The organism is Rhodoferax sp. (genome assembly GCF_018063565.1).
Taxonomy (GTDB): domain Bacteria; phylum Pseudomonadota; class Gammaproteobacteria; order Burkholderiales; family Burkholderiaceae_C; genus Rhodoferax.
The window spans coordinates 1-3,199 of sequence record NZ_JAGPBB010000178.1; the positions used below are offsets into that span (position 1 = coordinate 1).

Consider the following 3,199-nt stretch of genomic DNA (forward strand, 5'->3'; position numbering starts at 1 on the left):
GTGCGCTGCGCGCAGGCACGGTGCACGTCAACCAATACGACGAGGACGACATCACCGTGCCATTTGGCGGCTACAAGCAAAGCGGGGTAGGGCGCGACAAATCGCTGCACGCGTTTGACAAATACACCGAAACCAAGACCACCTGGATCCGCATCGATTCGCCGGTGTAGGTGTGCAGATGCGGCTAACCCGTGGCAGTGCGAGCGGTGTAGCAGAATTGGGGTCGGATCCCCATTCGGCCCAGCCCCATTGATTTTGTCACCGGCTTGTCCCCGAATGGGGCTCTGACCCCAATTCTGCAGGCCATGCCAGCGGCGCAACATTACTACGTATTATGTAGCTGTTTTCGCACAATGTATAAGGGCTACAGCCCTAAATCACCATGAACTCCTACGAAAAAACCATCACCGGCCTTAAAGCCCAGGGCATCCACTCCATCCTGACCCAGTTCTGCGACCTGCACGGCGTGGCCAAAGGCAAACTGGTTCCACTGGACAACCTGCGTGAGTGGGTTGAAAGCGGTGCCGGCTTTGCCGGCCCCAGCATCTGGGGCACCGGGCTGGCGCGCCATGGCGCGCGCAGCGAATACTATGGCCGGGTGCAGTTGCCAAGTCTGCGCCCGCTGCCCTTTATGCCGGGGGTGGCGCACGCCGTGTGCGACGGCTTCGCAGGTGGTCAACCGCTGGAAACCTGCTCGCGCCAAGTGCTCAAGCGCCAGGTACAGCAGCTCAAGGCGCGTGGCTGGACGCTGTGGGTAGGCATTGAGCCCGAGTTCTTTCTGCTCAGAAAAGACGCGGCCGGCCAATGGGTGGGCGCCGATGCGCAAGATCAGCTCGACAAGCCGTCTTACGACCTCAAAGCGATCCACCGCAACCGCGCTTTTCTCGATGAGATGCGCGACACGCTGATGCAATTGGGTTTTGAACTGCAACAGATTGACCACGAGGACGCTTGCGGCCAGTACGAGATCAACTACAAGTTCGACGATGCATTGGCCGCCGCTGACCGCTTCATGCTGTTCAAACTGAGCGCCCATGCGGTGGCGGAAAAACATGGCGCGGTGTTCAGCTGCATGCCCAAGCCGTTTGCCAACGCACCGGGCAGCGGGCTGCACTTTCATCTGAGCATCACAGACGCGCAAGGGCAGGCTGTGTTGACAGATCTGAGCGACCCGCTGCAACTCAGCGCAACGGGTTACCAGTTCATTGCTGGTCTGCTGCTGCATGCGGATGCGCTCACCGCCTTATGTGCGCCCACCGTCAACAGTTACAAGCGCCTGGCGGTCAGCCACAGCGCATCGGGCACCACCTGGGCGCCTGTATGGAAGACCTTTGGTGCCAACAACCGCACTTGTCTGGTGCGCACTGTGGCCGGGCGTTTTGAACTGCGCGTGCCCGACCCTTCATGCAACATCTACGCGGCGCTGGCGGCCACCTTGGCCGCCGGAATGGACGGCATTGACCGCGCGCTCACGGCACCGGAACCCTGCGCTGAAGACTTGTATGAGCGTTTTTCCAGCGGGCAAGCAATGCCGGCACGTTTACCCGCCGATCTGGGGCAGGCCGTTACGGCCTTGGCGAACGATCAGGTGCTGACAGACGCGGTCGGTGCACCCTTCTGCGAGCAGTTCATCGAGCTGAAACGGCTGGAATGGGGCGCTTACTGCCAGCAGGTCAGCGACTGGGAACTGCAGCACTATGCCAATGCATTCTGAGTGAAAGTTGGATTTTGGATTGCAACAGAGAAGTTTCACAATCCGGGAAAATCAGGGGGTTGAATCAAGAAAATTTCTTATTATGAAAGAACGAACTTCATATAGCAAAATGAATTCAATAACTTGTTGAATTTAATAAGAAAAATAAAAGTCTTGTATAAGACATAAGATAAAACTCTAGTCTTATACAAGACTAGAATACAGCACATGGCCAAGGCGCATGGATTTCGCCAACGCCCCTCGTTTCAACCAACCCAGGAGTGCTTTTATGTCACAAAACTCAACACAACCCACCCGCGAACAGCAAATTGCCGCTCTGGAAAAAGACTGGGCCACCAACCCGCGCTGGAAAGGCATCAAGCGCGGTTACAGCGCCGCCGATGTGGTGCGTCTGCGTGGCAGCATGCCCATCGAGCACACGCTGGCCAAACGTGGCGCTGAAAAGCTGTGGGACCTGGTCAACGGTGGTGCCAAAAAGGGCTACGTCAACGCCTTCGGTGCCATTACCGCGGGCCAAGCCATGCAGCAAGCCAAGGCCGGCCTCGAAGCCGTCTATCTGTCTGGCTGGCAGGTGGCTGCCGACGGCAATACGTCTGAAACCATGTACCCGGACCAGTCGCTGTACGCCTACGATTCGGTACCGTCCATGGTGCGCCGCATCAACAACACCTTCAAGCGCGCTGACGAAGTGCAGTGGTCTCGCGGTGTGAACGTGGGGGACAAGGAATTCATCGACTACTTCCTGCCGATCGTGGCTGACGCAGAAGCCGGCTTTGGCGGCGTGCTCAACGCGTTTGAACTGATGAAGAACATGATTGCCGCCGGTGCGGCTGGCGTTCACTTTGAAGACCAGCTGGCTGCCGTCAAGAAGTGCGGCCACATGGGTGGCAAGGTGTTGGTTCCGACCAGCGAAGCCGTTGAGAAGCTGATCTCGGCACGTTTTGCCGCCGACGTGATGGGCACGCCGACCATCGTGCTGGCCCGCACCGACGCAGAAGCCGCCAATCTGCTGACCAGCAACCATGACGCGAACGACAAGCCTTTCCTGACCGGCGAGCGCACCCCGGAAGGCTTCTACCGCGTCAAGAACGGTCTGGAGCAAGGCATCAGCCGTGGTGTGGCCTACGCCCCCTATGCCGATCTGGTGTGGTGCGAAACCGGCGTGCCAGACATCGGCTTTGCGCGCGAATTTGCCCAGGCCGTGCTGGCTGCCTGCCCCGGCAAGCTGCTGTCGTACAACTGCTCGCCGTCGTTCAACTGGAAGAAAAACCTCAACGACAGCCAGATCGCCTCGTTCCAGGAAGACCTGTCGGCACTCGGCTACAAATACCAGTTCATCACCCTGGCCGGTATCCATATCAACTGGTACAACACGTTCCAGTTTGCCAAGGCCTACGCTGGCGGCGAAGGCATGAAGCACTACACCCAGATGGTGCAGGAGCCCGAATTTGCCGCACGCGAACAAGGCTACACCTTTGTGTCGCA

General features: G+C 58.4%; 3 protein-coding genes. All 3 read left to right on the forward strand.

The window, feature by feature from the left end; all coding sequences use genetic code 11:
• Positions 1 to 170 (forward strand): aldehyde dehydrogenase family protein (locus KBF66_RS19265; protein WP_296661345.1); only part of this gene is annotated, 170 nt, incomplete at its 5' end.
• Positions 171 to 382: 212 nt separating this feature from the next.
• Positions 383 to 1,714: a type III glutamate--ammonia ligase gene (gene glnT / locus KBF66_RS19270; protein ID WP_296661341.1), complete on the forward strand. Its 1,332-nt coding sequence runs from the start codon at positions 383 to 385 to the stop codon at positions 1,712 to 1,714.
• A 268-nt stretch (positions 1,715 to 1,982) separates the two neighbouring features.
• Positions 1,983 to 3,199: isocitrate lyase (gene aceA, locus KBF66_RS19275; protein ID WP_296661343.1), on the forward strand; the 1,217-nt coding region annotated here is incomplete at its 3' end.

Bases quoted from the DNA above. Each gene is read 5' to 3' on its own strand.
- glnT (WP_296661341.1), top strand. From the start codon at position 383: ATGAACTCCTACGAAAAAACCATCACCGGCCTTAAAGCCCAGGGCATC.